General features: G+C 59.8%; 23 protein-coding genes and 1 tRNA gene. 7 read left to right on the top strand and 17 right to left on the bottom strand.

Annotated features, from left to right (window positions below):
- Positions 1 to 12 precede the first annotated feature (12 nt).
- The 5 genes from ACSQ3F_RS16705 to ACSQ3F_RS16725 all read right to left on the bottom strand — a co-directional run bounded on the left by ACSQ3F_RS16705 (position 13) and on the right by ACSQ3F_RS16725 (position 6,540).
- Positions 13 to 261, bottom strand: a complete 249-nt coding sequence (locus ACSQ3F_RS16705; protein WP_436101255.1) for a hypothetical protein — start codon at positions 259 to 261, stop codon at positions 13 to 15.
- A 376-nt stretch (positions 262 to 637) separates the two neighbouring features.
- Positions 638 to 4,438, bottom strand: a complete 3,801-nt coding sequence (locus ACSQ3F_RS16710) for a vitamin B12-dependent ribonucleotide reductase (protein WP_436101256.1) — start codon at positions 4,436 to 4,438, stop codon at positions 638 to 640.
- A gap of 681 nt (positions 4,439 to 5,119) precedes the next feature.
- Positions 5,120 to 5,722, bottom strand: coding sequence for a hypothetical protein (locus ACSQ3F_RS16715; protein WP_436101257.1), 603 nt, complete (start codon positions 5,720 to 5,722; stop codon positions 5,120 to 5,122).
- 194 nt (positions 5,723 to 5,916) lie between these two features.
- Positions 5,917 to 6,414: a xanthine phosphoribosyltransferase gene (gene gpt, locus ACSQ3F_RS16720; RefSeq protein WP_037160083.1), complete on the bottom strand. Its 498-nt coding sequence runs from the start codon at positions 6,412 to 6,414 to the stop codon at positions 5,917 to 5,919.
- Positions 6,415 to 6,455: 41 nt separating this feature from the next.
- Positions 6,456 to 6,540: transfer RNA gene (locus ACSQ3F_RS16725), tRNA-Leu, on the bottom strand.
- 324 nt (positions 6,541 to 6,864) lie between these two features.
- Here ACSQ3F_RS16725 and ACSQ3F_RS16730 point away from each other — a divergent pair.
- Positions 6,865 to 7,173 carry a hypothetical protein gene (locus ACSQ3F_RS16730; protein WP_436101258.1) on the top strand — a complete coding sequence of 103 codons (309 nt, stop codon included), beginning with the start codon at positions 6,865 to 6,867 and terminating at the stop codon, positions 7,171 to 7,173.
- Positions 7,174 to 7,522: 349 nt separating this feature from the next.
- Here the strand turns inward: ACSQ3F_RS16730 and ACSQ3F_RS16735 are convergent, their stop codons facing one another.
- Entirely contained in the window at positions 7,523 to 7,774 is a 252-nt protein-coding gene (locus ACSQ3F_RS16735; protein ID WP_436101259.1) for a DUF2188 domain-containing protein, read from the bottom strand.
- Positions 7,775 to 7,925: 151 nt separating this feature from the next.
- Here ACSQ3F_RS16735 and ACSQ3F_RS16740 point away from each other — a divergent pair, with 151 nt between their 5' ends.
- On the top strand, positions 7,926 to 8,066 hold the full coding sequence (locus ACSQ3F_RS16740) for a hypothetical protein (RefSeq protein ID WP_436101260.1): 141 nt from the start codon (positions 7,926 to 7,928) through the stop codon (positions 8,064 to 8,066).
- A 144-nt stretch (positions 8,067 to 8,210) separates the two neighbouring features.
- Complete coding sequence (locus ACSQ3F_RS16745; RefSeq protein WP_436101261.1) at positions 8,211 to 8,966, top strand: competence/damage-inducible protein A; 756 nt, start codon at positions 8,211 to 8,213, stop codon at positions 8,964 to 8,966.
- Between the two features lie 12 nt (positions 8,967 to 8,978).
- Here ACSQ3F_RS16745 and ACSQ3F_RS16750 read toward each other — a convergent pair whose 3' ends face one another.
- Positions 8,979 to 9,539, bottom strand: a complete 561-nt coding sequence (locus ACSQ3F_RS16750) for a hypothetical protein (RefSeq protein WP_436102174.1) — start codon at positions 9,537 to 9,539, stop codon at positions 8,979 to 8,981.
- A gap of 231 nt (positions 9,540 to 9,770) precedes the next feature.
- Between ACSQ3F_RS16750 and ilvA the strand changes: the two genes are divergently transcribed.
- Complete coding sequence (gene ilvA / locus ACSQ3F_RS16755) at positions 9,771 to 11,018, top strand: threonine ammonia-lyase (protein ID WP_436101262.1); 1,248 nt, start codon at positions 9,771 to 9,773, stop codon at positions 11,016 to 11,018.
- A 33-nt stretch (positions 11,019 to 11,051) separates the two neighbouring features.
- On the opposite strand, the gene ACSQ3F_RS16760 is transcribed toward ilvA, so the two are convergent.
- A complete protein-coding gene (locus ACSQ3F_RS16760; protein ID WP_436101263.1) occupies positions 11,052 to 11,936 on the bottom strand; it encodes an alpha/beta hydrolase in 885 nt (294 codons plus the stop codon).
- A gap of 107 nt (positions 11,937 to 12,043) precedes the next feature.
- Between ACSQ3F_RS16760 and ACSQ3F_RS16765 the strand changes: the two genes are divergently transcribed.
- Positions 12,044 to 12,361, top strand: coding sequence for an HlyU family transcriptional regulator (locus ACSQ3F_RS16765; RefSeq protein WP_436101264.1), 318 nt, complete (start codon positions 12,044 to 12,046; stop codon positions 12,359 to 12,361).
- Between the two features lie 50 nt (positions 12,362 to 12,411).
- On the opposite strand, the gene ACSQ3F_RS16770 is transcribed toward ACSQ3F_RS16765, so the two are convergent.
- A complete protein-coding gene (locus tag ACSQ3F_RS16770) occupies positions 12,412 to 12,870 on the bottom strand; it encodes an Lrp/AsnC family transcriptional regulator (protein ID WP_037130332.1) in 459 nt (152 codons plus the stop codon).
- Positions 12,871 to 13,027: 157 nt separating this feature from the next.
- Here ACSQ3F_RS16770 and ald point away from each other — a divergent pair, with 157 nt between their 5' ends.
- Positions 13,028 to 14,146, top strand: coding sequence for an alanine dehydrogenase (gene ald / locus ACSQ3F_RS16775; protein WP_436101265.1), 1,119 nt, complete (start codon positions 13,028 to 13,030; stop codon positions 14,144 to 14,146).
- Between the two features lie 55 nt (positions 14,147 to 14,201).
- Here the strand turns inward: ald and ACSQ3F_RS16780 are convergent, their stop codons facing one another.
- From ACSQ3F_RS16780 to ACSQ3F_RS16800, 5 genes are all read right to left on the bottom strand, one after another.
- The gene (locus ACSQ3F_RS16780) at positions 14,202 to 14,672 is read right to left on the bottom strand and encodes a DUF1203 domain-containing protein (protein WP_436101266.1); all 471 of its coding nucleotides are present in this window, start codon (positions 14,670 to 14,672) and stop codon (positions 14,202 to 14,204) included.
- Between the two features lie 83 nt (positions 14,673 to 14,755).
- On the bottom strand, positions 14,756 to 15,322 hold the full coding sequence (locus ACSQ3F_RS16785) for a GNAT family N-acetyltransferase (RefSeq protein ID WP_436101267.1): 567 nt from the start codon (positions 15,320 to 15,322) through the stop codon (positions 14,756 to 14,758).
- 5 nt (positions 15,323 to 15,327) lie between these two features.
- The gene (gene sseA, locus ACSQ3F_RS16790; RefSeq protein ID WP_436101268.1) at positions 15,328 to 16,182 is read right to left on the bottom strand and encodes a 3-mercaptopyruvate sulfurtransferase; all 855 of its coding nucleotides are present in this window, start codon (positions 16,180 to 16,182) and stop codon (positions 15,328 to 15,330) included.
- A 15-nt stretch (positions 16,183 to 16,197) separates the two neighbouring features.
- Complete coding sequence (locus ACSQ3F_RS16795; RefSeq protein WP_436101269.1) at positions 16,198 to 16,941, bottom strand: alanyl-tRNA editing protein; 744 nt, start codon at positions 16,939 to 16,941, stop codon at positions 16,198 to 16,200.
- Between the two features lie 7 nt (positions 16,942 to 16,948).
- Entirely contained in the window at positions 16,949 to 17,989 is a 1,041-nt protein-coding gene (locus ACSQ3F_RS16800) for a cysteine synthase A (protein ID WP_436101270.1), read from the bottom strand.
- Between the two features lie 409 nt (positions 17,990 to 18,398).
- Between ACSQ3F_RS16800 and ACSQ3F_RS16805 the strand changes: the two genes are divergently transcribed.
- Positions 18,399 to 19,241 (top strand): SDR family NAD(P)-dependent oxidoreductase, encoded by an 843-nt coding sequence (locus ACSQ3F_RS16805; RefSeq protein ID WP_436101271.1) that lies wholly within the window; start codon positions 18,399 to 18,401, stop codon positions 19,239 to 19,241.
- On the opposite strand, the gene ACSQ3F_RS16810 is transcribed toward ACSQ3F_RS16805, so the two are convergent.
- From ACSQ3F_RS16810 to ACSQ3F_RS16820, 3 genes are all read right to left on the bottom strand, one after another.
- Positions 19,229 to 19,555 carry an SMR family transporter gene (locus ACSQ3F_RS16810; protein WP_436101272.1) on the bottom strand — a complete coding sequence of 109 codons (327 nt, stop codon included), beginning with the start codon at positions 19,553 to 19,555 and terminating at the stop codon, positions 19,229 to 19,231. The two genes, ACSQ3F_RS16805 and ACSQ3F_RS16810, sit on opposite strands and share 13 nt — an antisense overlap.
- Positions 19,542 to 19,904 (bottom strand): SMR family transporter, encoded by a 363-nt coding sequence (locus tag ACSQ3F_RS16815; protein WP_436101273.1) that lies wholly within the window; start codon positions 19,902 to 19,904, stop codon positions 19,542 to 19,544. Before ACSQ3F_RS16815 ends, ACSQ3F_RS16810 begins: the two co-directional genes overlap by 14 nt.
- A 150-nt stretch (positions 19,905 to 20,054) precedes the next feature.
- On the bottom strand, positions 20,055 to 21,308 hold the full coding sequence (locus ACSQ3F_RS16820) for a class I SAM-dependent methyltransferase (protein WP_436101274.1): 1,254 nt from the start codon (positions 21,306 to 21,308) through the stop codon (positions 20,055 to 20,057).
- Between the last annotated feature and the right edge of the window lie 40 nt (positions 21,309 to 21,348).

Genomic DNA, 21,348 nt, shown 5'->3' on the forward strand with positions numbered 1-21,348 from the left:
AACTTTAGTGATCTAGCGGTTCTTGTTGGATTGCGCGAGGACCGACCCGGCGAGTTCCTTGGTCTCATCGCTGTACTTGGGACTCTTCAGCACACGCGATGCCTTGTCCTCCATCTCGGCTCCCGTCTGTCTGCCGGTTGAAGCCTGCGCCAAAGCGGAGCCAGCCAAGCTCTTTGCAATCGCCGACGCATTCGGATCTGCAAGAGTTGCAGCCGCCTTTGCGGCGATTTCAGAGGAAGTCTGCTTATTGTTTTTCGACATCGATCACATTCCTTCTGCGATTGGTCATCAGAAATCCGGCGGGCGCAGTATTCACTGAAGATATTTGTCTGTCTGCATGCCGCTCGGCCAGAGCCGATTTGGTGACTTCCGGGCTATGGATGCCCGGAAGCTTTTGCTCGTTTGATTGCGGTTGCTGCCGATCTACCTAGAGAGGTGTTTTGGTCGGTTTTGTATGCTCCTGGGCAAAATCACTGTGCGCATAACACCCGGATCTCTCAATGCGGCCTTCTGATTTTTCCCATTTTCACGCCGTTTAAGGCGCCTGTGACATTTCTTAGGGGGCAATCAGAGCCCTAACCCATCGTCCCGTGACATTTGTTAGGGACCGATTCAGATATCATCTCAGACATCAATATCAGCTGCACCCACTTGTACTTCCACACGTGTCGCACTTCTCGCAAGTCCCGTTCCGCACCATCGTGAAGTTCTGGCACTCCGAGCACATGTTGCCCGTATAGCCTTGCGCGATCGAGCGCATGCGGCGTTCGGCTTCCAGCTTCTTGGCGTCCGACTTGGCGGCTGCGGCTTCGGCGGCGGCCTTGTCGGAGAAGAGGGCGGTCACTTCGTTTTCGGCCTCTTCGGCGATTTCCTCGGCCAGTTCGACGGCGCGTTCCTCGTAGTCGCGCTTGAAGGCGACGATTTCGGAGGTGGCGATGGATGTTGCCGGTTCGAGCTTGCGGGCGGCGGAGCCTGCGAAGGCCGTGACGTTGGTGCCGCCGGAGGCTTTTGCCGGGGCGGCGGTGGCTGCACCCTTTGGTTCGCCGGACGTGCGGTCGATCTGGCCGCCCTGGACGAGGGTCGGCTTGTGGCCGCGGGTCCAGCCGGTGGAGATCAGGTTGGTCTTGCCTTCCTGGATGCCCTTGCCGAGCGCCGTGTTGGAGAAGTCCGACGTATCGACATGGGCGAGGTCGTGGCGGTTGAGGTAGGAGACGGCGAGTTCGCGGAACACGTAGTCGAGGATCGACGTGGCGTTCTTGATCGCGTCGTTGCCCTGCACCATGCCGGCCGGCTCGAACTTGGTGAAGGTGAAGGCCTCCACATATTCTTCCAGCGGCACGCCGTATTGAAGCCCAAGCGAAATCGCGATGGCGAAGTTGTTCATCATCGCACGGAAGGCAGCGCCTTCCTTGTGCATGTCGATGAAAATCTCGCCGAGGCGGCCGTCGCCGAATTCGCCGGTGCGCAGATAGACCTTGTGTCCACCGACGACCGCCTTCTGGGTATAGCCCTGGCGGCGGTTCGGCAGCTTTTCACGCTCGCGGGTAACCCGCTCGATCACGCGCTCGATGATCTTTTCCGTGACCGTGACGGCCTGGGCGGCTGCCGGGGCCTGGATGAAGTCCTCCATCGCGTCCTCGTCGTCCTCGTCCTCGATCAGCGAGGCGTTGAGCGGCTGGGAGAGCTTGGAACCATCGCGGTAAAGTGCGTTGGCCTTCAACGCCAGCTTCCACGAGAGCATGTAGGCGGCCTTGCAATCCTCGACGGTTGCCTCGTTCGGCATGTTGATCGTCTTGGAGATCGCGCCCGAGATGAACGGCTGGGCAGCGGCCATCATGCGGATATGGCTATCGACCGAGAGGTAACGCTTGCCGATCTTGCCGCAGGGATTGGCGCAATCGAAGACCGGCAGGTGCTCGTTCTTCAGGAACGGCGCGCCTTCGAGCGTCATCGCTCCGCAGACATGGATGTTGGCGGCCTCGATGTCCTTCTTCGAGAAGCCGATGTGCTCGAGCAGGTTGAAGCTCATATCAGCGAGTTGCTCGTCGGAGACCTTCAGCGCTCCCTTGAGGAAGTCGGCGCCGAGCGTCCACTGGTTGAAGACGAACTTGATGTCGAAGGCAGCCTTGGTAGCGGCGTTGATCGCCTCGATCTTGTCGTCGGTAAAGCCCTTGGCACGCAGCGAACCGGGGTTGATGCCGGGCGCCTGGTTGATGTTGCCGTGGCCGACGGCATAGGCCTCGATCTCGGCGATCTGGCTTTCGGAATAGCCGAGCGTGCGCAGCGCTTCGGGGACCGCACGGTTGATGATCTTGAAGTAGCCGCCGCCGGCGAGCTTCTTGAATTTGACGAGGGCGAAATCGGGCTCGATGCCGGTGGTGTCGCAATCCATGACGAGGCCGATCGTGCCGGTCGGCGCGATGACGGAGACCTGGGCATTGCGGTAGCCGTGCTGCTCGCCGAGTGCCACGGCCTTGTCCCAGGCCGCCTTGGCATGGACGATCAGGTCGGCATCCGGGCAATCGCCATGGACGAGGGCGACCGGCTCGACCGAGAGCTTCTCATAGCCCTGGGTTTCGCCGAAGGCGGCGCGGCGATGGTTGCGCATGACGCGCAGCATGTTGTCGCGGTTCGGCTTGAAGCCCGGGAAGGGGCCGAGCTTGGCGGAGATTTCCGCCGAGGTCGCATAGGAGACGCCGGTCATGATGGCGGTGAGGGCTCCGGCGATCGCCCGGCCTTCCTTCGAATCATAGGGGATGCCCGAGGACATCAAGAGGCCGCCGATATTGGCATAGCCGAGGCCGAGCGTGCGGTATTCATAGGAGAGCTCGGCGATTTCCCGCGACGGGAACTGCGCCATCATCACCGAGATTTCGAGCACCAGCGTCCACAGGCGCACGGCATGCTCGTAATCGGCGATGTTGATGTTTTTCGTGGCGGCATCCTTGAACTGAAGCAAGTTCAGCGAGGCAAGGTTGCAGGCCGTGTCGTCGAGGAACATATATTCCGAGCACGGGTTGGACGCGCGGATCGGGCCGGCGGCCGGGCAGGTGTGCCAGTCGTTCATCGTCGTGTTGAAGTGCAGGCCTGGATCGGCCGACGCCCAGGCGGCGTAGGAGATCGATTCCCACAGGTCGCGTGCCTTCAGCGTCTTCATCACCTTGCCGTCCTTGCGGGCGGTCAGGTTCCAGTCGCCGTCGTTTTCAACAGCGCGCAAAAAATCGTCCTTGAGCGAGACGGAGTTGTTGGAGTTCTGGCCGGAGACCGTGAGGTAGGCTTCCGAATCCCAGTCCGTGTCGTAGGTCTTGAACTCGATGTCCTTGTAACCTTGGCGTGCGAACTGAATGACGCGCTGGACGTAGTTTTCCGGAACCAGGTCCTTCTTGGCGGCGCGGATTTCGCGCTTCAGGGCAGGGTTCTCGGCAGGGTCGAAGCAGGCGTCGTTGTCACCAGAGCAATTGACGCAGGCCTTCATGATCGCCTTCAGGTGCCTGGCGACGATCTTCGAGCCGGTGACGAGGGCGGCGACCTTCTGTTCTTCCTTGACCTTCCAGTTGATATATTCCTCGATATCCGGATGGTCGATATCGACGACGACCATCTTGGCTGCTCTTCTGGTCGTTCCTCCGGACTTGATGGCGCCGGCAGCGCGGTCGCCGATCTTCAGGAACGACATGAGGCCGGAGGACTTGCCGCCGCCCGAGAGCTTTTCGCCTTCGCCGCGCAGATAGGAGAAGTTCGAGCCGGTGCCGGAGCCGTATTTGAACAGGCGGGCTTCGCGAACCCACAGATCCATGATGCCGCCTTCGTTGACGAGATCGTCGCCGACCGACTGGATGAAGCAGGCATGCGGTTGCGGATGTTCGTAGGACGACTTCGACTTGACGAGCTTGCCAGTGAAGGGATCGACATAGAAATGGCCCTGGCCGGGGCCGTCGATGCCATAGGCCCAATGCAGGCCGGTGTTGAACCATTGCGGTGAGTTCGGGGCGACGCGCTGGGTGGCGAGCATGTAGGCAAGCTCATCGCGGAAGGCGAGTGCATCGTCTTCCGAGGCGAAATAGCCGCCCTTCCAGCCCCAATAGGTCCAGGTGCCGGCCAGGCGATCGAAAACCTGGCGGGCGTCGGTTTCGGAACCGTATTGCTCGTCCTTCGGCAGATCCTTCATCGCGGCCACGTCGGCTTCGGAGCGCCACAGCCAGGAGGGAACGGAATTTTCCTCGACCTTTTTCAGGCGCTTCGGCACGCCCGCCTTGCGGAAATACTTTTGCGCCAGAATGTCGGCCGCGACCTGGCTGAACTGCGCGGGCACATCAATGTCCGCCAAACGAAACACGATCGAGCCATCCGGATTCTTGATCTCGCTGATGGCCTTGCGAAACTCAATCTCGGCATAGGCTGACTGACCTGCCTTGGTGAAACGACGTTCGATCTGCATTTGTCCCTTGTCCTTTGTTTGCCGCATGCCCAAGGCTTTCGAAGCACTGGGCAAAAATGTCCCCGTCCGGCTGCACGGGGGATGCGCAGCCAGCTTTCGTTTTCCGCTCTATGTGGGAAACCCGTCTCGGGTTATCCTGTATCTTGTGCTGATTTTGGCTGCAAACACTAAATATAGTATTAACAACTTCTTTACGCCAGCTTTTTGTGACGTATTTGGCGTCAGGGGAGATCACAAAAAATAACCATCGCGACCGGCGGATCATCCACCGGGTCGCCTGAACACAGACGATTTTTTCTGAAATGAACCGGCCTCGTAACTTGTCCGGTCCCGCTGACGCCGCAACGTGTAATCCATTAACGGCATTACACCCGATTCCGTCAAGGGCTGGTTTGCGGCGTATTTGTGAACACCAGATGTTGTGTGTGTCGCCTGTGGAAAACGGGGACAGAAACCAAATCCAGCAAAATCAGGCGCTTCGCCGGCTTGCCTCCAGCGGCTTCCCGAAAGGCAAGCAGATTTTCGAAATTTTGCGGGTAAGAATTCACCGTAGCGATCATCCGCGATAGCCAAACAGGCGCTCTTGTGGGCCGGGGAAAACTGATTCGGGGAAGCGGCTGAGCTTGAAGGCCCAGTTTCGTTTTCGATCCTAAACCGCTCTTCGGGAAGCCGTTTGGCCTGTCACAAAGCGTCCAAATTGATACCGACGGTGATCGTGCCGATCGGCTGGTGCGTTTGCGGATCGGACACCGTCAGACTTGCCTGCGATTGCAGCATTTGCGTCGATTCGTCCTTCTCCGCCCTGTCAACGAAGAGCGTGCCGGCGCCGGCAAGATACGTCCTTTGCCATTTCAGCTCGTCGCCTTGCCAATAGTCGGAACTGACCTCGCTTTCGCCGATGCTCAAGCCTTTGGCATCGATGACGAAGATCTCGGTGATGGCGCCGCCCGAGGCCGCCTGCTTGGCCTTGAGGAATTTCGACAGCGGGTTGCCCATCACCTTATCGATCAGCGGCCGGACATTGCCCGAAACTTCGGTACGCCAGACGGCATCCATGCGATCGATGTCCGACGGCGTCAGATGCGCATGACGTTCATTGAGATCCTTCAGCGCTTCGACGACGAGGGGATCTTCTATCCATGGCCGGACGTTGGCCTCGACATAGGCGGTGACCGGTCCGATGTGAACGTCGCCGGCCACCAACCCGATGATCGGCAACGACCAGAGGCTTGTCCCAACGGCGACCAAAACGAGCGCCCTGCGTATGATGGTTCGTCCTCCCACTGACAATCCGTATCGCGCGCAAGCACCGGCCCGCGCTTCGGATTCCTGCCATCGCAGCGCAATTACGCGCCGGATGGTTCAATCTATCAGGCCAAACCACTCAAAAATTAGATAACATTCGCCATCGCTTATAAATAAACTGCCGCCGCGCCCATGTATTCGCGGGACATCACGACTCGAAATGCACGCTTGTCTCAGCCTCGCGAGCCTTTCGCAATCGGCTCCTGATAGGTGAAGCCCATGTCCCAGGGGAAATAGATCCAGGTGTCCTGGCTGACCTCGGTGACGAAGGTATCGACCTGTGGCCGGCCCTTCGGCTTGGCGTAGACGGCGGCGAAATGCGCCTTGGGCAGCATGGCCCGCACCACAGCGGCTGTCTTGCCGGTGTCGGTCAGGTCGTCGATGATCAGCACGCCTTGCCCGCCATCGGCCTTCAGTTCCTCCGAAATGCCCTTGAGCACATACATCTCACCCTGCGCGTCATAGTCGTGATAGGACGCAACGCACACTGTTTCGATCAGGCGGATGTTCAATTCGCGGCAGACGATTGCCGCCGGAACGAGCCCGCCGCGGGTGATGCAGACGATCGCCTTCCATTCGCCGCCATTGCCGGCAAGGCGCCAAGCGAGCGCACGCGCATCGCGGTGAAACTGGTCCCAGGAGACGGGAAATGCTTTATCGGGAAGTGACATTGCGAAGCTCCGGTTGATGGCGGCATCTTATGGTCGGGAAGTGGTGCGGACGACGGGGGTCGAACCCGTACGGATTGCTCCGAGGGATTTTAAGTCCCTTGCGTCTACCAGTTTCGCCACGTCCGCGTGTTTTTCCTTTCAGACACTTGGTTGATTTCGTCAAGCAAATGTTTTGCAGGCATTCCCCCTATGTTTTGCAACAGCTATTCGCCGCCCGTTCTCAATTCTTCTGCTTTCCCTCAAAAAAGCCTCGGTTACCGCGCCGGGGACCGTGCGTGCACAAACGCGGGCTTGCAGGAAAGAACTTCGGCGGGTCAATCAGACCTTGCGTAAGGCATCGGCGACGAAGGCTGATCAGCCAAACGGTGATGCCGGAATCGGAAAAACCCCTCAAACGATAGGGTTATGCCGGTTCGGCAGGCGCCCTATATTTCGGATTCATCAGGAAACATGGAGGGCGTGGTCGAGGTGTTGCAGGAAATCCCATTAACATGGAAACCGATCCGAAATCGTTCCTTTGCCGGTATGCTCGGTCAGCACCAGTTGGCCTATATATTGCAGCATGACGGTCAAACGACCTGGAAATGGATGGTTTCCGGCTGCAACGGAACGATCCGCTGCGACTTCCAATCCGCCGATACGCTGGATGAGGCAAAAGCGGCTGCGCAGGCAAGCGTCAATCAGTGGTTCCGCCAGGCGGGATTGCTCGACGTGGAAATCCCGTCTGAACCGCTTTCCGCCATGTTCGGCGCTGCATAGCGCGTATTTTTGGAACGGCAATTGATGGTAGTTATCATTGATTACTTATAGTTGAATTATACTGATCGAATATTAATCTTGGCTCTTGCAACGATCCATGAACGGGGGTTTCCGATAATCCGAGGATTAGCCTTCTGCTTGTCGGCAACCGGCGGTGTGGTTAACCCTACGCGTGAAGGTTAACCAGCGGTTTCGGTTGATGCGGCGGACCATTGCAGCTTTAATCGCGATGCCGAGGGAGGGAAACTCGGCATTTTTGAGCACCAAAAAATACACCCCTCTTCGGCGCCGGAGAGGGGTACCTGAATTTTCCGGCGTGCCTCTGGATGTCGCGCTTGTTGCCGCCAGTTCAGCGGATATCCTTATCCTCGACGATCGCTTCGGGACGATCGCCGCCGTCGGCGTGTTCGAAATGCCAGAGGCCGCTTGGATCCTGAAAGCTGATTTCCTCGTCGTCGCCGCCTACCTGCTGTTCGGCCGCTACGGCCTTTGCCGCCTCCAAAGCCATCTCGCGGCTTGGGAAGGTCTCGGAAAAGACGTCGGCAAGCTTGTAGGCCCATCCGCCATCATGCTCAACGATCGCATATATCACTCTGGCCATTTCCCACTCCCTGGAGCGCGACGCATTCGATTGCCTTGGCGGCGCTACAGCGCCGCGCGTCTGTTCAGACGCTTAAAGGACGCTGTAACACTTTGATCTGCTGCATAATTTTCCCTTAAATCGATTCCGATTTAAGGAATTATGCGGTAGCATGACCGGACAGGAACAGCCCATGCGGGCAATCGTTCCAACAGCCGAAATGCGGGTCGCAGGTTTTCCTATTTTGCGTCCGGGCAAGGCAGGGTACCACGAAATCCGCGTCATTTGGGAATTTCGCAACTGGATGACCTGAGATACCGGCAGTGGGCAATTCCGCTTGATTGCCGCTGGACATCGGATTTATCAGTTTGAGGTCCGCCGTCAGAACCCAAACGGGGCGACAGAAGCTCATAGACCGCCGCGACTTTCGAATGAACGATCCACACAGGACTTGCCGATGACCAGCGAAAAAATCGTCACTGCCGCCATGCTCGCCATTGGCGACGAATTGCTGTCCGGCCGGACCAAGGACAAGAATATAGGCCATCTCGCCGATATGCTGACGATTGCCGGCATCGATCTCAAGGAAGTGCGTATCGTCTCCGACGACGAACCGGCGATCGTCGCAGCCTTGAATGGCCTGCGGGGTCAGTACGACTATGTCTTTACCTCCGGCGGCATCGGCCCGACCCATGACGACATCACCGCCGACGCGGTTTCGCGGGCGTTCGGTGTAGAATGCATCCACGATCCGGAGGCGATGAGCCTGCTCGCCGCGATGTATGAGCGGCGCGGCATGGAGTTCACCGAGGCGCGGCGGCGCATGGCGCGCATGCCGAACGGCGCCCGGCATATCCCCAATCCGGTTTCGACGGCGCCGGGCTTCATCATCGGCAACGTTTATGTCATGGCAGGTGTCCCACAGGTCTTCCAGGCCATGCTGGATGCGCTGCTGCCTCAACTCGATACCGGCACCAAGGTCAAGTCGCGCTCGGTGCTTTCACCCTTTGGCGAGGGGGATATCGGCGGCCCGCTGGGGGAGGTGCAGAAGGCTCATCCAATGACGAGCATCGGCTCCTATCCGAAGTTCGACGGCAAGTCGTTTTCGACCGACCTCGTCATCCGCGCCCGCGACGAGGCGCTGCTTGATGCAGCGGAAGCGGATGTGCGGGTGATGATCGAAAAGATAGCAGCTGCGAAGAAAGGCGCGTAACGCGCTTTCTCTTCACGGTGTTTGAGGCGCCGCGATGGTGAACTTCTGGTCGATGCTCGCCGACTTGCCGCTGTTCAGATCGTTGAAATGGAACCGAAGGATATAGTCGCCTGCCGCGGCGCCGCTGACATCGGTGGTCAGCGTCGCATAGATCTCCTGATTGCGGAAAAAGCCGGTGAAGGTGAAGTCGCCAAAGGCCTTCTGGCTGGCGAGAACTTCGCCGGAGGCGCTGAGGATGTCCAGATCCACGGTGAAATGCGATTGGAGCTTGCCAGCCACGCTTGCCGGCTTCCAGCTCAGCCCGACGGGCTCAACATAGGAAACAAGCGCTTCTCCGGATTTGAACTGCGGATCCGGCTTCGGCTCATACATGGCGTAACCCGCCGGGTCAGCGGTGACGAACACCGCCTTGCCGATGGAAAAGGGTAGTGTTGCGGAAAAATCGCTGATTGCCGTGCGCATGACATCGTGAGCGCCGATGGCATCTCCGGATGCCGCCAGCGTCTCGGCCTTGGCGGCCGCGTCTGCAAGTTGACCGGCGGCGGCCGGCCCGGGGGCTGCCGCCAGCATCATAGCCGCGCACACTGCCCACGCCGCGCCGCCTGTTCTCCTTATGGTGCCCATTGTTTCTCCCCAGATCCCGCATCCATCGGGATTCTCGGGATTTGCCGGCCGGTGTCAAGGAGAAGCGGTCATTCTAAAAGCTGATTATTTAACTCTACTTAAATGCGAATAGCTGTGGTTTCGCGCCATACGTTGTGGCATAGGCAAGGTGACACGAACCCAAGCGAAAGACCGCATTCCATGAAGCAGGACGTTGATCACGCCGTCGAGGCACTGCGCACTCTGTTCCCGGCAACGCCGTTGCAGCTCAACGAGCATTTGAGCGCACGTTACGGCGCGGCGATCTATCTGAAACGCGAGGACCTTTCGCCCGTTCGCTCCTACAAGATCCGGGGCGCGTTCAACTTCTTCCGCAAGGTGATCGAGGCCGGCGGCACGGGCAAAACCTTCGTCTGCGCTTCGGCCGGCAACCACGCCCAGGGGTTCGCCTTCGTTTGCCGGCACTTCGGCGTACCGGGCGTCGTCTTCATGCCGGTGACGACGCCGCAGCAGAAGATCGACAAGACGCTGACATTCGGCGGCGAGTTCATCAGCATCAGGCTCGTCGGCGATTTCTTCGACCAATGCTATCAGGCGGCACGCGATCATGTGGAAAAGATCGACGGCGTGATGGTGCCGCCCTTCGATCATGCCGACATCATCGAAGGGCAGGCGACGGTCGCGGCCGAAATCGTCGAGCAACTGCCAGAAGGCGCGATTGCCGATCTGGTGATCCTGCCGGTTGGCGGTGGCGGCCTTTCGGCCGGGGTGACCGGCTATCTGAAGGGCGTGGTTGCCGCTGAATCGTTTATCTTCTGCGAACCCGAGGGTGCCCCGAGCCTGCGGCGCAGCCTGGAGACGGGCGCGGTAGTGACGCTCGACCAGGTCGACAATTTCGTCGACGGCGCAGCCGTTGGGCGGATCGGCGATCTCAATTTCGCGGCGCTGAAGGGTTTTTCCACCGACCAGGTTCTGCTGCTGGCGGAGAACGCCATCTGCGTGACGATCACCGATATGCTCAATGTCGAGGGCGTGGTGCTGGAACCGGCCGGCGCCTTGTCGATCACGGCGCTGGAAGCGCTGGGGCGCGACAGGCTCGAGGGCAAGACCGTCGTTGCCGTGGTCTCCGGCGGGAACTTCGATTTCGAGCGCCTGCCGGATGTCAAGGAACGGGCGATGCGGCATACCGGCTTGAAAAAATACTTCATCGTGCGCATGGCGCAGCGCCCTGGCGCGCTCAAGGATTTCCTCGGCCTGCTCGGCGAGGAGGACGATATCGCCCGCTTCGAATATCTGAAGAAATCGGCGCGCAATTTCGGCTCGATTCTGATCGGCATCGAAACCAAGCATCCGGAGAATTTCCCCCGGCTGAAGGCCGCTTTCGACGCCGCCGGGCTGCGGTATCAGGACATCACCGATAACGAGATTCTGGCTAATCTGGTGATCTGATTCGATCTTGTTTTATCCAGTTATATTTTGTTGTTACTGGATATTGCTGAACCATTTTATGATGTCTGTGGCGATCGCTGCCGTCGTTTTCGGTGACAGGGCGTCGCCCGCAATGACGTGACCATAGGGATCGCCGATATCACCCGGGTCGAGCCGCGCGGCCGGCCCGCCCCAGCGCTTGGCAATGCGTGCCGTTTGACGGGGATCGACGACCTGATCTTTTGTCGACTGGATGAACAGAACCGGCGTGCCGATCTTCTCAAATAGCAGGCCGCAAACCTCCTTGACCAAGGCTGCCATCGGCAACAGGGCGGAAACCGGATAGTCGCTCGTCCAATAGGCGGCATGAAGCGCGTTCAACGGGACAAAGCCGCGCCGCTGGCCAAGGAAGAGGCGGGTACTCGCGCGGGCGAACGGCGCCGTCAGCAGGTCGGCTCCGCGGGCCTTGATCCTGAAATTCGGCGCGAGAAAAATGGCGCCGGCAACAGGGCCGGTCAAGCCGGGCTGCGAGAGCGCCCAGGTGGCAAGCGAGGCGCCGGTGGACGTCGCGATGATCAGCGTTCTTTCGCCGATTTGCGTGGCAATGCCGAGGGCCTCCGTCATGTCTCCTTTCCACGCGGCGACGGAGGCTTCGGCCATCGCATCGCCGCTGCGCCCATGCCCGGCAAGACGGGTGTAGAAAAGATTGGCGCCGAGCGACGTCGCAACGAGATCCGGCAGGGGGCGGACCTCGCCCTTCGAGGCCGAAAACCCATGGATATAGATGACGGCAAGGGCTGTACGGCTCTTGGCGATCGGGTCGGCCCAGACGATTTCCTTCGCAAGGCCGGGCCTGATGTCGGGAAATGCCGATTCGGCGACGGCGAGCCGGGTGTCGATATCGTCTATCGGTGCAACTGCCGCAAAAGGTTTCGTCATGATGTCGGCAAAGCCGTTGCCATCCCATTTCTCCCGAGCCGGCGAGATGCTCCGGCTGTTTCAAACTTAGCCTTTGACACCCTCGTTTGCCATGATAAGTCTTCCGCATGGCTTCGTTCTTGTCAAAATTGTTCGGTTTTTCTGGCGGTTCCAACGCGGATTCCGCTGCGCCTTCCGGCAAGACGGAGACCTATGGCGATTGCTTGATCCGGGCGACGCCGAAGCGGGAAGGCGCGCAATTCCGGCTGGCCGGTTCCATCGAAAGGGAAGTCGACGGCGTTGTCCGCGTCCGTACCTTCATCCGGGCCGATCTTTTCAGCTCGGAACCGGATGTGGTCGACGCGACCCTGCGCAAGGCGCATCAGATCATCGACCAGCACGGCCCCTCGCTGTTCGCCGATGACGCGGTTTCCCGGCAGGTCTAGGTCAGGACATTCGGAACAACTCTGCCTAACGTCTCGAAGAGCGGGCGCGGTCAGACGCCGACATTCGGCCGGTCGATGATCTCGCGCAGCGAGAAGCTGGAATTGATCTTGACGACATGCGGCAGCGCGGACAGCCAGTCCCGATGGATACGTTCATAGTCTTCGAGATCCTTTGCGGCGACGCGCAGGATATAGTCGTATTCACCCGACATCAGATAGCAGACCAGCACGTTGGGGCAGAGTTTCACCGCCGCCTCGAATTCCGTCAGCGTCTTTGCGAACTGTCCCGACAACGAGATATGGACGATCACCATGATGCGGTAGTCGAGCGCCTTATGCGACAGGCGCGCGTGGTAGCCGCTGATGACACCGGATTTCTCAAGGATATCGACCCGGCGCGAGCAGGCGGAGGCGGACAGCCCCACCTTCTCCGCCAGTTCGGCATTGGCGATCCGTCCGTTCTGCTGAAGAATCCTCAAGATCGCAGCATCAATTGCGTCTATCGCCATTAGTCGAATTTCCTTCGAATTTATCCGCATCTACGCAAGAACATTTGAAATATTACACTAATGATCGGAATCTTTGCAAGGACATGCGGTCGGCTTTCTGTTTCCCTAGAGGGGTAAAAAACGCAACGGCGAAAGCCGAAAATTAGAGGAACGCGAGATGCGTGTCGGTTGCCCGAAGGAAATCAAAAATCATGAATATCGTGTCGGCCTGACACCCGGATCGGTAAGGGAATATGTGGCGCATGGCCACGAGGTGATTATCGAAACCAAGGCGGGCGCAGGGATTGGCGCGGAAGACGATGCCTATCGCGCAGCGGGCGCCAAGATCGTGGCTTCGGCCAAGGATGTCTTTGAAAAATCCGACATGATCGTCAAGGTCAAGGAACCGCAGCCCACGGAATGGGCGCAGCTTCGCGACGGCCAGATTCTCTATACCTATCTGCATCTCGCTCCGGACCCGGAACAGACCAAGGGACTGCTCAATTCCGGCGTGACGGCCATTGCCTATGAGACGGTTACGGACGAGCGCGGCGGGCTGCCACTGCTGGCGCCCATGTCGGAAGTAGCCGGACGCCTGGCAATCCAGGCTGGCGCGACCTCGCTGCAGAAGGCCAATGGCGGTCGCGGCATCCTGCTCGGTGGCGTGCCGGGCGTGCTGCCGGCCAAGGTCACGGTGATCGGCGGCGGGGTCGTTGGTCTGCATGCGGCCCGCATGGCTGTCGGGCTCGGGGCCGACGTCAGCATCCTCGATCGCTCCATTCCGCGTCTGCGGCAGCTCGACGATCTCTTCGCCGGCCGCGTCCACACCCGCTTCTCGACCATCGATGCGCTGGAAGAGGAGGTCTTCTCGGCCGACCTCGTGATCGGCGCGGTGCTCATTCCGGGTGCGGCTGCGCCAAAACTTGTCACCCGCGAAATGCTGTCCGGCATGAAGAAGGGCGCCGTTATCGTCGATGTCGCCATCGACCAGGGCGGCTGCTTCGAGACCTCGCATGCGACCACGCACTCGGATCCGACCTACGAAGTCGATGGCGTCGTGCATTACTGCGTCGCCAACATGCCGGGCGCCGTCCCTATCACCTCGGCCCATGCATTGAACAATGCCACCTTGTTCTATGGCCTGCAGCTTGCAGACCGAGGCCTGAAGGCGATTGCCGAGGACCGGCATCTGCGTGCGGGCCTGAACATTCACAAGGGCCGCGTCACCAACCAAGCAGTTGCCGAGGCGCTCGGTTACGAAAACCACGCGCCGGAAGCCGTGCTGAAGATCGCCTGATCACGAGCATAGACGACCATGAACAAGGCGGGGCCGGCAAAGCCGGCTCCGTTTTTCATGCGCGCTCAATGCGGCACTGGTAACAATTGTTGCGGGCAGAGCGCACATGCACATAGGCGATCTCGGGACGATCGAGCAGCTCTTTGGCGCGGGCATCGATATCATCCACAGGCGTGACTGCGCCGCTGCCGTAGACGATACGGTCGTCGGCGCTGTAGCCGCGCAGTAGATAGTCCTTGCTCGTCGTCAGTATCGGCGGAACGGCCTCGCCGCCCGCATAGGCTTCACACTCCTGCGCATGCAGGAAGATCGGTCCCGTCTCCGCATACGGTTGCAGCGCCGGGAAGGGCCGATAGGCGAGGATGAGATAGGGATCGCCGGCATCGATGTTGGCGAGACAATGGCGGCAGGGCATGCCCTGGCCGTCGGAGACATGCAGTTCGGGTGTCAGGCCGTACGCATCCGGTTCGCGGCGGCGGTAGCGAGCTGCGAGGTCGCTTGGCATCGGCTTGTAACGCAGGATCATCGGGGTTCCTCCTGTTTTCCAGGTAGGAGGAGATGCCATGCGTTGGACGCTCGCGACACCCGATTCTTGCCGAATCGGCTTGATCAGAGACTACGGGCGAGCGCCAGCAATTCTTCGTCGCTCAGCGGCTGCACCGTGGCGTCGTGGGTCGAAACCGGAGAGAAGCCGAAGCGCTGGTAGAGTTGCAGCGCGCGAGGATGGTCGAGCGTGTTGGTCGAGACACGGACGACCTTCGGATTGGAATTCCAGGCGGCGTAAAGCGTCTGCAGCAGGAACCACTTTCCGAGCCCGAGGCCGAGCGCGCGTTCGAACATACCGAAATGGGAGAGTTCGACATTGTCCTCATCGACCTGCAGGAGTTCGAAGAATCCGGCCGGTGCGCCATTGACGTACAGAACGGTCACCGAGTTGCGCTTGTCGTGCAGAATAGCGGCCAACTCCGCATCGCTCAGCCGCAGCCGATCAACCCAGCTCCAGCGCCGCCCGACCTGCAGATAGAGAAAGCGGTAGAACGGCAGCGGGATTTCCGGCACACGCATGATCGCGGTCTGGATATTGACCGGCACGGGCAGGCTCTGCTTCGGCGCTGCCGTCATTTCCAACTCGGTGACGCGCACCGCGAGCGGCTCGATACCTTTTTCCTCGATCATTCCGATCACTCTTTTCCCGTCACCACCGGCGTATCCGCCCGGCTGCCCCACTCGGACCAGGAGCCATCATAAAGCTTATTGTCCGTATGGCCCAACGATTGCAAGGCGAGCGTGATGATCGCCGCGGTGATGCCCGAGCCGCAGGTGGTGACGACCGGTTTTTCGAGATCGATGCCAGCAGATTCGATTGTTTCCCGCAGAGCGTCCAGCGATTTGAGCTTGCCGCCGGCGGAAAAGACGCCGGAGGGAAGGCTGCTGGCACCCGGCATGTGACCGGAGCGCATGCCGGGCCTTGGCTCGGCCTCATCGCCGGTAAAGCGGGCGGCACCGCGCGCATCGGCAATCTGGCGCTTGCCGGTCGCGACGATGTCGATCATCTCGGCAAAGGAGGTGACCGCTTCGGCTTTGAACCGGGGATGGAACGTGACCGGAACCGGCGCCGGGACATCCGCCGATAACGGGCGCCCCTCCGCCTTCCAGCCATCCATGCCGCCATCCAGCACGAAGACCGATCCGGCCCCCATGGTGCGCAGCAGCCACCAGGCGCGAGGCGCCGTGAAAATGCCCGGACCGTCATAAACGACGATCGTGTCGGTCTCGCTGATGCCGAGCTTGCCGACCGCATCGGCGAAGGCGTTGGGCGAGGGGATGGTGTGCGGCAGGCCGCTGGTCAGGTCCGCAATAGCGTCCTGATCGTAGAACACGGCACCCGGAATATGCGCCTCGGCGTATTCCGCCTTCGGATCGCGATTCTGCGCCGGCAGATACCAGGAGGCATCGACGATCTTGACGGTCGGATCGTTCAGCCGCTGCTCCAGCCAATCGGCGGAAACCACGAAGGCGCTTTTCTGTTCGCTCATTGCTCTATTCTCCGATCAAAGGGTGGACGCGGCTTCCGGCGTGCCGAACCGGATGCGAAAGCGGCGGTTTTCCTTACCCTTCTTCTCAATTTTGGCGATGAAGATGGCGCCGACCTCCTGGGTTTCGGAGACGTGCGTGCCGCCGCAAGGCTGGCTGTCGACCAAGGAATTCTCGCCGATGCAGACGAGGCTGACCCGGCCGAGACCGATCGGCGGGCGGACGTTCTTCGACTTGACGATGTCGGGATTGGCGGCAAGGTCGGCGTCGGTGATCCACTGCAGGTAAACGGGGTGGTTCTCATTCACCAGCTTCATCAGCGCTGATGTCACCTCGTCCTTGTCGATGGTTTCGCTCATATCGAAATCGACGCGGCTTTCCTCTTCGCCGACGGCAGCGCCGGTGATCGGAAACTGACAGACGACAGACAGGAGATGGCAGGCCGTGTGCATGCGCATCAGCCTGTAGCGGCGCGGCCAGTCGATGTGCAGCACCAGCTTTTCGCCAACCAGCGGAACCGGCTGATCGGCGGCGGGGACGTGGACGATGATGTCCTTGGTGTCGCCATTGCGCGTCGTGGCGATGTCGATGCGGCCGCCATCGGCGCGTTCGAAAAAGCCGTTGTCGCCGGGCTGGCCGCCCGACGTCGCGTAGAAGCAGGTCTGATCGAGCTCGATGCCGCCGTCTTCCCTTAGTCCGGTAACGATCGCTTCTGTGGTCGAAAGATAGAAGTCGTCGCGAAAAAGGGCAGTCGTTCTCATGAGTTTCTTATCCGGCGGGTTCGTATGGCACCGTTATCGCAGAATTCCTGGTCAGCCAGGCCGGAACGGGAAGGCCCTTGGACTTCAGAAATGCCGGATTGAACAGCTTCGACTGATAGCGGTTACCATAGTCGCAGAGGATCGTCACGATGGTATGTCCCGGACCAAGATCTTTTGCCAGGCGGATCGCGCCTGCGATGTTGATGCCGGTGGAGCCACCGACGCAAATGCCTTCCTTTTCAATGAGATCGAACACCAGAGGAACCGCTTCCGTATCCGGAATCTGGTAAGCGAAATCCGGCGTGAACCCTTCAAGGTTGGCGGTGATGCGGCCCTGGCCGATGCCTTCGGTGATGGAGCCGCCTGAGGACTTCAGTTCGCCATTGGCATAATAGTTGTAGAGTGCCGCACCCTCCGGATCGGCGATGCCGATCTTGACGTTCGGGTTCCTCGCCTTCAGGCCGAGCGCCACGCCGGCAAGCGTGCCGCCGGAACCGACCGCGCAGATGAAGCCATCGACCTTGCCGTCCGTGTCGCGCCAGATTTCGGGAGCAGTCGTCTCCACATGCGCGTCACGATTGGCGACATTGTCGAACTGGTTTGCCCAGATCGCGCCGTTCGGCTCGGTCTTAGCGAGCTCGGCGGCAAGGCGGCCGGAGAGCTTCACGTAGTTGTTGGGGTTCTTGTAGGGCACGGCGGGAACTTCGACGAGTTCAGCACCGAGCAAGCGGATGGCATCCTTCTTTTCCTGGCTCTGCGTTTCCGGAATGACGATGACGGTGCGATAACCGAGTGCCTGCGCGACCACCGCAAGGCCGATACCGGTGTTGCCGGCAGTGCCTTCGACAATGACGCCGCCCGGCTTCAATTGCCCTGATTTTTCCGCTTGGCGGATGATCGACAGCGCCGCCCGGTCCTTGACCGACTGGCCCGGATTGAGAAATTCGGCCTTGCCGAGAATGGTGCAGCCGGTTGCCTCGGACGCGCCCTTGAGGCGGATCAGCGGCGTATTGCCGATGGCATCGAGAACGGATGGCAGAACGGACATGAGCGAACCTCTTGGCTGCGGGGTACTGCATCAGGCGGTCGCCTGACGCGGATGATGACTTTAACAGGACATGTCCGAACCGCATCAGCCGTTTTTGGCCCTCACAATCCAACATACCGGAATCTTAGCGTCTTTTCAGCTGGAGCGCGGAGCGAAGCAAGAAAAAGTGTTTCATCTGGATGCCGCCCCGGGCAAAAATTGACCCGCCGCTGAAAAATCGCTCCTAAAGCCGGTGATCCGTTTCTTGACCCACGCCGTAGTGAGGCGATACGGTTCCGCGGCACTGGATGCTGCGCGGCTGATTGCCGTCGAATGGCCCGAATGCGGGAACAAACTCCATTTCAATGCGTATTGTTTTGTGATCCCGGATTTCGGGATGGAGCAGCGTGGAGCAGCGAAAGGAAAACCCATGACCGACTTTGTCGCACATCCGCAGCATGGTTTGGCCTGGGTCACGGGAGCAAGCTCCGGCATCGGCCGCGCCTTGGCACTGCATCTGGCAAGCGACGGCTTCGACGTGGCGGTCACGGCCCGAGACCACGAAAAGCTGGTGCAGCTTCAACATGAAGCGCCGGGTCCGGGAAAGATCATCGTACTGGACGGCGACGTCACAGATCCACGGGACATGGAGCGCGTTCTCGCGGCCATCGAATATGAACACGGCGCGATGGCGCTCGCGGTGCTCAATGCCGGCGTCTATATCCCGGTGCATGGCGAGGATATGCATCGCGAGGATTTCGAAACGACATTTGCGGTGAACCTGCACGGGACGGTCAACTGCCTCTTGCCGGCCGTGCGTCACATGCAGGCAAGGGGCCACGGGCAGATCGCCATCGTCGCCTCCGTTTCGGGTTACGGCGGCCTGCCGACGAGCGCTGCCTATGGCGCGACGAAGGCGGCACTGATCAACATGGCCGAGAGCCTGAAATTCGACCTCGACAAGGCCGGAATCCGCCTGCAGATCATCAATCCGGGTTTTGTCGATACGGCGTCGAGTGCGAAGAACACATTCTCGATGCCGGCTTTGGTGAGCGCGAAGGAGGCCGCCGATCGTATTGCCGCTGGCCTGAAATCGAGCCGTTTCGAAATCACCTTTCCGAAGCGCTTCACCTATATGGTGAAACTACTCAAGTTCCTGCCTTATGGGCTCTATTTCTGGCTGTTGAACAGGGCGACCGGATGGAAAAACCGACCGCTTGTGACGCAGCGTCGCACCACGGAAGCGATGGCGCGCGACCCTCAGGCGGTGTGAAGCACGACCACGGCGCCGAAGACGAGGACAAGCCCGGCCCAGCCGATCGGTTTCAGTTTCTGGCCGAAAAGGATGCGGGCGGAAATGGCCGTGCCAAAAATCCCGGTAGCGCCGAGGATGGCATAGGCGATCGCCAGTTCCATGCCTTTGACCGCTTCCACCAAGAGGGCAAACGCTGCGAGCACAAGCAGGATCGACAGGACGCCCCAGCCGCGGCGGGCGAACCCGTTCGACTTGGTGGAAGCAAGGTTGGCTGCGACATCAAGCACGCCTGCCAGCACCGCGAAGAGGAAATAAACGTTAGACGCGGTCATCGGCCACTTCCAGTTCCTCTTCCTCGTGGACTTCGCCGGCATTGACGAGAATGATGCCGCCGACGGCCATCATCAGGCCGATCATCTCCTGATTGCTGAGCACGTGATTGAAGACGAAGACGGAAACCAGCGTGATCAGCGCAATGCCGGACCCTTCCCAGATCGCGTAGGCGACGCCGACCGAGATTTTCTTCACTGCCTTGGCGAGGAAGACATAGGAGAGGGCGATGGAGACATACATCACCGCATAGCCCCAGGCGCCGCCGCCGGAGGAGGCTGCTTTCATCACCGTCAGGCCGATAACTTCAGTGGTAATGGCGAGCGCCAGAAAAACCCATGCAAGACGCACGTCATCCCCTTGGAATGGTCGATGGAAAAAGCTGTGGTGTGCATAAGCCGCCCGACAGCAGCGGTAAAGCCGTGGCAACGACTTTATCGCTGGGGAGACGGTTGAAGTATGCGGCGGCTGATCCCGGACGGAGTGCCACAGGCCATAGCCTCATTCATAGACGATCTGTCTTACATCGATGTTTTTGGCGCGAAAGCCGGCCTCGCAGTAGAACAGATAGAATTCCCAGAGGCGCTTGAAGCGGGTATCGAAGCCAAGTGGCTCGACCTTGTCCCAGACACTCCAGAAGCGCTGGCGCCATTCGGCCAGCGTGCGGGCATAATCGAGGCCGAAGCCAAAATCGCCGCTCATCTTCAAGCCCACCTTGCGGCCGAGATCGATCAGATGTTCGCGCGTCGGCAGCATGCCGCCCGGGAAGACATATTTCTGGATGAAGTCGGGGTTGGCGCGATATTCCCGATAGGCTTCCGGTTTGATGGTGATGATCTGCAGGCCCGCCTTGCCGCCTGGCTTGAGGCAGCGCTGCAACCGCGAGAAATAGGCAGGCCAGTATTTCTCGCCGACGGCCTCGAACATCTCGATGGAGACGATCCGGTCATAAAGCCCCGTCTCGTCGCGATAGTCCTGGAACTTGATCTCGACCTTGTCGGTCAGTCCGGCGTTCTTCATGCGCTCGTTGGCAAAGGCGAGTTGTTCGCGGCTGATGGTCAGCCCGGTTACCTTGCAACCGATCTCACCGGCCGCATATTCGGCGAAACCGCCCCAGCCGCAGCCGATCTCAAGGACGTGATGACTGGCCTCGATCCCAGCAGCGTCGGCGAGAGCCTGGTATTTGGCGCGCTGCGCCGACTGGAGATCATTCGCGCCGGTCGAATAGAGCGCCGAGGAATAGGTCATGGTCGGGTCCAGCCACTGCCTGTAGAAGGCGTTGCCGAGGTCGTAATGGGCGGAGATGTTCCGCTTCGAGCCCGTCTTCGTATTGGCGTTCATCCAGTGGCGGAGTTTTTCGACCAACCGCAGCACGCCGCGGGCGCCATTGGAAAAATTACGGCCGACATCGGTGTTGACGAGGAAGAGTTCGAGGAAGGCGCCGACATCCGGGCTGTCCCAATCGCCATCCACATAGCTTTCGGCAACGGCGATGGTGCCGCCGCTGAGGGCCCTTTGCGGCATGTTCCAGTTGTGAAGGGTAACCGAGGCGACCGGCCCCTTTGTCTTGCCCTTGACGACGACCTTGCGGCTATCCGGCAATGTCAGTTTCAGGCAACCGGCCTGCATATGAACGAGGCCGCGCAGCACCATTTGCGCTTTGGCGGGCAGGCCCTTGATGATTCGTGACAAATTTTCGGTGGAAAGGCGCTCGCCATCCTTCGGCTCGCAATAACAGGTGTCTGCTGTGCTCATACGACAGATCCTCGGAAATCATTGCTCTTGACACAAAATA

It is taken from the genome of Pararhizobium sp. LjRoot238 (assembly GCF_964252955.1).
In the GTDB taxonomy this organism is placed as follows: domain Bacteria; phylum Pseudomonadota; class Alphaproteobacteria; order Rhizobiales; family Rhizobiaceae; genus Pararhizobium.

Coding starts and splice junctions, on each gene's coding strand:
- ACSQ3F_RS16705 (WP_436101255.1), bottom strand. CDS start 261: ATGTCGAAAAACAATAAGCAGACTTCCTCTGAAATCGCCGCAAAGGCG.
- ACSQ3F_RS16710 (WP_436101256.1), bottom strand. CDS start 4,438: ATGCAGATCGAACGTCGTTTCACCAAGGCAGGTCAGTCAGCCTATGCC.
- gpt (WP_037160083.1), bottom strand. CDS start 6,414: ATGTCACTTCCCGATAAAGCATTTCCCGTCTCCTGGGACCAGTTTCAC.
- ACSQ3F_RS16730 (WP_436101258.1), top strand. CDS start 6,865: ATGGAGGGCGTGGTCGAGGTGTTGCAGGAAATCCCATTAACATGGAAA.
- ACSQ3F_RS16735 (WP_436101259.1), bottom strand. CDS start 7,774: ATGGCCAGAGTGATATATGCGATCGTTGAGCATGATGGCGGATGGGCC.
- ACSQ3F_RS16740 (WP_436101260.1), top strand. CDS start 7,926: ATGACCGGACAGGAACAGCCCATGCGGGCAATCGTTCCAACAGCCGAA.
- ACSQ3F_RS16745 (WP_436101261.1), top strand. CDS start 8,211: ATGACCAGCGAAAAAATCGTCACTGCCGCCATGCTCGCCATTGGCGAC.
- ACSQ3F_RS16750 (WP_436102174.1), bottom strand. CDS start 9,539: ATGATGCTGGCGGCAGCCCCCGGGCCGGCCGCCGCCGGTCAACTTGCA.
- ilvA (WP_436101262.1), top strand. CDS start 9,771: ATGAAGCAGGACGTTGATCACGCCGTCGAGGCACTGCGCACTCTGTTC.
- ACSQ3F_RS16760 (WP_436101263.1), bottom strand. CDS start 11,936: ATGACGAAACCTTTTGCGGCAGTTGCACCGATAGACGATATCGACACC.
- ACSQ3F_RS16765 (WP_436101264.1), top strand. CDS start 12,044: ATGGCTTCGTTCTTGTCAAAATTGTTCGGTTTTTCTGGCGGTTCCAAC.
- ACSQ3F_RS16770 (WP_037130332.1), bottom strand. CDS start 12,870: ATGGCGATAGACGCAATTGATGCTGCGATCTTGAGGATTCTTCAGCAG.
- ald (WP_436101265.1), top strand. CDS start 13,028: ATGCGTGTCGGTTGCCCGAAGGAAATCAAAAATCATGAATATCGTGTC.
- ACSQ3F_RS16780 (WP_436101266.1), bottom strand. CDS start 14,672: ATGATCCTGCGTTACAAGCCGATGCCAAGCGACCTCGCAGCTCGCTAC.
- ACSQ3F_RS16785 (WP_436101267.1), bottom strand. CDS start 15,322: ATGATCGAGGAAAAAGGTATCGAGCCGCTCGCGGTGCGCGTCACCGAG.
- sseA (WP_436101268.1), bottom strand. CDS start 16,182: ATGAGCGAACAGAAAAGCGCCTTCGTGGTTTCCGCCGATTGGCTGGAG.
- ACSQ3F_RS16795 (WP_436101269.1), bottom strand. CDS start 16,941: ATGAGAACGACTGCCCTTTTTCGCGACGACTTCTATCTTTCGACCACA.
- ACSQ3F_RS16800 (WP_436101270.1), bottom strand. CDS start 17,989: ATGTCCGTTCTGCCATCCGTTCTCGATGCCATCGGCAATACGCCGCTG.
- ACSQ3F_RS16805 (WP_436101271.1), top strand. CDS start 18,399: ATGACCGACTTTGTCGCACATCCGCAGCATGGTTTGGCCTGGGTCACG.
- ACSQ3F_RS16810 (WP_436101272.1), bottom strand. CDS start 19,555: ATGACCGCGTCTAACGTTTATTTCCTCTTCGCGGTGCTGGCAGGCGTG.
- ACSQ3F_RS16820 (WP_436101274.1), bottom strand. CDS start 21,308: ATGAGCACAGCAGACACCTGTTATTGCGAGCCGAAGGATGGCGAGCGC.